The sequence below is a fragment of the Subtercola vilae genome (assembly GCF_004923255.1).
GTDB classification, from domain to species: Bacteria; Actinomycetota; Actinomycetes; order Actinomycetales; family Microbacteriaceae; genus Subtercola; species Subtercola vilae.
Genome location: NZ_QYRT01000078.1, coordinates 1 through 5,213 on the forward strand (window position 1 = coordinate 1; position 5,213 = coordinate 5,213).

Below are 5,213 nucleotides of genomic sequence, written 5' to 3' on the forward strand. Positions count from 1 at the left end.
TGGGGGTGGAAAGATTTTTTGGTCAAGGATGGACTCGCGGCCTATCAGGTTGTTGGTGAGGTAATGGCTCACCAAGCCTACGACGGGTAGCCGGCCTGAGAGGGTGACCGGCCACACTGGGACTGAGACACGGCCCAGACTCCTACGGGAGGCAGCAGTGGGGAATATTGCACAATGGGCGAAAGCCTGATGCAGCAACGCCGCGTGAGGGATGACGGCCTTCGGGTTGTAAACCTCTTTTAGTAAGGAAGAAGAACTTCGGTTTGACGGTACTTGCAGAAAAAGCACCGGCTAACTACGTGCCAGCAGCCGCGGTAATACGTAGGGTGCAAGCGTTGTCCGGAATTATTGGGCGTAAAGAGCTCGTAGGCGGTTTGTCGCGTCTGCTGTGAAAACTGGAGGCTCAACCTCCAGCCTGCAGTGGGTACGGGCAGACTAGAGTGCGGTAGGGGAGATTGGAATTCCTGGTGTAGCGGTGGAATGCGCAGATATCAGGAGGAACACCGATGGCGAAGGCAGATCTCTGGGCCGTAACTGACGCTGAGGAGCGAAAGCATGGGGAGCGAACAGGATTAGATACCCTGGTAGTCCATGCCGTAAACGTTGGGAACTAGATGTAGGGGCCATTCCACGGTTTCTGTGTCGCAGCTAACGCATTAAGTTCCCCGCCTGGGGAGTACGGCCGCAAGGCTAAAACTCAAAGGAATTGACGGGGGCCCGCACAAGCGGCGGAGCATGCGGATTAATTCGATGCAACGCGAAGAACCTTACCAAGGCTTGACATATACCGGAAAGCCACAGAAATGTGGGCCCCGCAAGGTCGGTATACAGGTGGTGCATGGTTGTCGTCAGCTCGTGTCGTGAGATGTTGGGTTAAGTCCCGCAACGAGCGCAACCCTCGTTCTATGTTGCCAGCACGTTATGGTGGGAACTCATAGGAGACTGCCGGGGTCAACTCGGAGGAAGGTGGGGATGACGTCAAATCATCATGCCCCTTATGTCTTGGGCTTCACGCATGCTACAATGGCCGGTACAAAGGGCTGCAATACCGTAAGGTGGAGCGAATCCCAAAAAGCCGGTCTCAGTTCGGATTGAGGTCTGCAACTCGACCTCATGAAGTCGGAGTCGCTAGTAATCGCAGATCAGCAACGCTGCGGTGAATACGTTCCCGGGCCTTGTACACACCGCCCGTCAAGTCATGAAAGTCGGTAACACCCGAAGCCGGTGGCCCAACCCCTTGTGGGAGGGAGCTGTCGAAGGTGGGATCGGTGATTAGGACTAAGTCGTAACAAGGTAGCCGTACCGGAAGGTGCGGCTGGATCACCTCCTTTCTAAGGAGCACGTTTCATCTCTCGTCTGTATACAGCGGGGTCGGATGGACAGTCATTTCAACGCCAGTTAGGTGTTGGTGGCGCTCATGGGTGGAACATTTGACATTCGCGTAGTGCATCAGGTTCTGTCAGTACGGCTGGTTCTTCGGGGCTGGTTTGGAAGAGAGGGTTTGGTGTGGCCGTGTTGTGCACGCTGTTGGGTCCTGAGGGACCGGGCAGCTTCTTCGTCGTCACGGGCTTTTGGTCTGTGGGGGTGTGGGGGTTGGCTGTAACTTGTTTTGGACCTTATTTCGGTCAGGGGCTTTTGGGTCTTTGGTTGTGTGGGGTACCGCCCGTATTTTGAGAACTACACAGTGGACGCGAGCATCTTCAGTCGCAAATTTTGGCTCCTTTTGGGGTCTGTTTGTGGACTGATAATCAATGTTCGTCTGATTTATTTCAGGCATACATTGGTCTTTGTTGTGTGATTTTGTTGTATGAAGTTTTTAAGAGCAAACGGTGAATGCCTTGGCATCTGGAGCCGAAGAAGGACGTATAAATCTGCGATAAGCCTCGGGGAGCTGATAATAGAGCTGTGATCCGAGGGTCTCCGAATGGGGAAACCCCGCCAGGCCCGTGAGGTGACCTGGTGACTCCCGCTTGAATATATAGGGCGGGTAGAGGGAACGAGGGGAAGTGAAACATCTCAGTACCCTCAGGAAGAGAAAACAACATGTGATTCCGTGAGTAGTGGCGAGCGAAACCGGAACAGGCTAAACCGATCATGTGTGATAGCCGGCAGGCGTTGCATGGTCGGGGTTGTGGGACTTGTCTGCAGTTACTGCCGTACTGTGAGGATTACAGCGTCATATAGATGAATGGGATTGAAAGCCCAGCCGTAGTAGGTGCCAGCCCTGTAGTCGAAATGTGGTAATGGTCTGATGAGTATCCCAAGTATCGCGGGGCCCGAGAAATCCCGCGTGAATCTGTCAGGACCACCTGATAAGCCTAAATACTCCCAGATGACCGATAGTGAACAAGTACCGTGAGGGAAAGGTGAAAAGTACCCCGGGAGGGGAGTGAAATAGTACCTGAAACCGTTTGCTTACAAGCCGTCGGAGCGCCCTTTGTTGGTGTGACGGCGTGCCTTTTGAAGAATGAGCCTGCGAGTTAGTGATCAGTGGCGAGCTTAACCCGTGAGGGGAATGCGTAGCGAAAGCGAGTTCGAATAGAGCGTTTGAGTCGCTGGTTCTAGACCCGAAGCGAAGTGATCTATCCATGGCCAGGTTGAAGCGACGGTAAGACGTCGTGGAGGACCGAACCCACTTCAGTTGAAAATGGAGGGGATGAGCTGTGGATAGGGGTGAAAGGCCAATCAAACTTCGTGATAGCTGGTTCTCTCCGAAATGCATTTAGGTGCAGCGTTGCGTGTTTCTTGCCGGAGGTAGAGCTACTGGATAGCCGATGGGCCCTAAAAGGTTACTGACGTTAGCCAAACTCCGAATGCCGGTAAGTGAGAGCGCAGCAGTGAGACGGTGGGGGATAAGCTTCATCGTCGAGAGGGAAACAACCCAGACCACCATCTAAGGTCCCTAAGCGCGTGCTAAGTGGGAAAGGATGTGGAGTTGCATAGACAACCAGGAGGTTGGCTTAGAAGCAGCCACCCTTGAAAGAGTGCGTAATAGCTCACTGGTCAAGTGATTCCGCGCCGACAATGTAACGGGGCTCAAGCACGCCACCGAAGTTGTGGCATTTATATTTTTGGCAGGCCTTCGTGGTCCAGCCGTATGGATGGGTAGGAGAGCGTCGTGTGGCCAGTGAAGCGGCGGTGTAAACCAGCCGTGGAGGCCACACGAGTGAGAATGCAGGCATGAGTAGCGAAAGACGGGTGAGAAACCCGTCCTCCGAAAGATCAAGGTTTCCAGGGCCAGGCTAATCCGCCCTGGGTAAGTCGGGACCTAAGGCGAGGCCGACAGGCGTAGTCGATGGACAACGGGTCGATATTCCCGTACCGCAGAAGAACCGTCCAAGCTAATCCACTGATGCTAAACGTCTGAATCCTTCTTACCGGACCCTTCGGGGCGAGGGGGTTGGCCTAGCACGTGACCCTATGGTGGTGCGGTTAGCGTATTAACAGGTGTGACGCAGGAACGTAGCTGAGCCGGGCGATGGTTGTCCCGGTCTAAGAATGTAGGCCGAGGGGTAGGCAAATCCGCCCCTCATTGAAGGCTGAGACTCGATGGGTACCCTTTGTTGGGGAAATCAGTGATCGTCTGCTGCCAAGAAAAGCATCGGCGCGAGGTTCCATGTGCCCGTACCCCAAACCGACTCAGGTGATCAGGTAGAGAATACTAAGGAGATCGAGAGAATCGTGGTTAAGGAACTCGGCAAAATGCCCCCGTAACTTCGGGAGAAGGGGGGCCCGAGCTGTGAACGGATTTACTCCGGGAGCGGTGCAGGGCCGCAGAGACCAGTGGGAAGCGACTGTTTACTAAAAACACAGGTCCGTGCCAAGTCGCAAGACGATGTATACGGACTGACGCCTGCCCGGTGCTGGAAGGTTAAGAGGAAGAGTTAGCCGCAAGGCGAAGCCCAGAATTTAAGCCCCAGTAAACGGCGGTGGTAACTATAACCATCCTAAGGTAGCGAAATTCCTTGTCGGGTAAGTTCCGACCTGCACGAATGGCGTAACGACTTCCCAGCTGTCTCAACCGCGAACTCGGCGAAATTGCACTACGAGTAAAGATGCTCGTTACGCGCAGAAGGACGGAAAGACCCCGTGACCTTTACTATAGCTTTGTATTGGTGTTCGGTGTGGCTTGTGTAGGATAGGTGGGAGACTGTGAAGCGGGCACGCTAGTGCTGGTGGAGTCATTGTTGAAATACCACTCTGGTCACTCTGGATATCTAACTACGAACCGTAATCCGGTTCTGGGACAGTGCATGGTGGGTAGTTTAACTGGGGCGGTTGCCTCCTAAAGAGTAACGGAGGCGCCCAAAGGTTCCCTCAACCTGGTTGGCAATCAGGTGGCGAGTGTAAGTGCACAAGGGAGCTTGACTGTGAGACTGACAAGTCGAGCAGGGACGAAAGTCGGGACTAGTGATCCGGCAGTGGCTTGTGGAAGCGCTGTCGCTCAACGGATAAAAGGTACCTCGGGGATAACAGGCTGATCTTGCCCAAGAGTCCATATCGACGGCATGGTTTGGCACCTCGATGTCGGCTCGTCGCATCCTGGGGCTGGAGTAGGTCCCAAGGGTTGGGCTGTTCGCCCATTAAAGCGGTACGCGAGCTGGGTTTAGAACGTCGTGAGACAGTTCGGTCCCTATCCTCTGCGCGCGCAGGAAATTTGAGGAGAGCTATCCCTAGTACGAGAGGACCGGGATGGACGAACCTCTGGTGTGTCAGTTGTACTGCCAAGTGCACCGCTGATTAGCTACGTTCGGAACGGATAACCGCTGAAAGCATCTAAGCGGGAAGCCGGCTTCGAGATGAGATTTCCATACCACTTCGGTGGTGAGAGGCTCCCAGGAGACTACTGGGTTGATAGGCAGGATGTGGAAGCACCAACTAACGAGGTGTGGAGCTGACCTGTACTAATAAGCCGATAACTTCATCAACACCACCCCACCCACCCTCACGGGTTGGTGGAAGGTCAACTCTTTGCGCAACAAAAACACTCGCGTCCACTCTGTGGTTCCCGACATACGGTCGGGTCACAACTGAAAATGATCGAAGCTAAACCCTTCGGAACATGCAGACACACCCACCAGGGATGTCCCTAATGTTTCGGCGGCCATAGCGCGAGGGAAACGCCCGGTAACATTCCGAACCCGGAAGCTAAGACTCGCAGCGCCGATGGTACTGCAAGGGAGACCTTGTGGGAGAGTAGGACACCGCCGGAC

The 5,213-nt window shown here is 54.4% G+C and carries 3 rRNA genes; all 3 read left to right on the forward strand.

Annotation, left to right across the window (positions count from 1 at the left end):
- A 16S ribosomal RNA gene (locus tag D4765_RS18635) occupies window positions 1-1,331 on the forward strand; the annotation flags it as partial.
- A 475-nt stretch (window positions 1,332-1,806) separates the two neighbouring features.
- Window positions 1,807-4,928 (forward strand): 23S ribosomal RNA (locus tag D4765_RS18640).
- 168 nt (window positions 4,929-5,096) lie between these two features.
- Window positions 5,097-5,213, forward strand: a 5S ribosomal RNA gene (rrf, locus tag D4765_RS18645).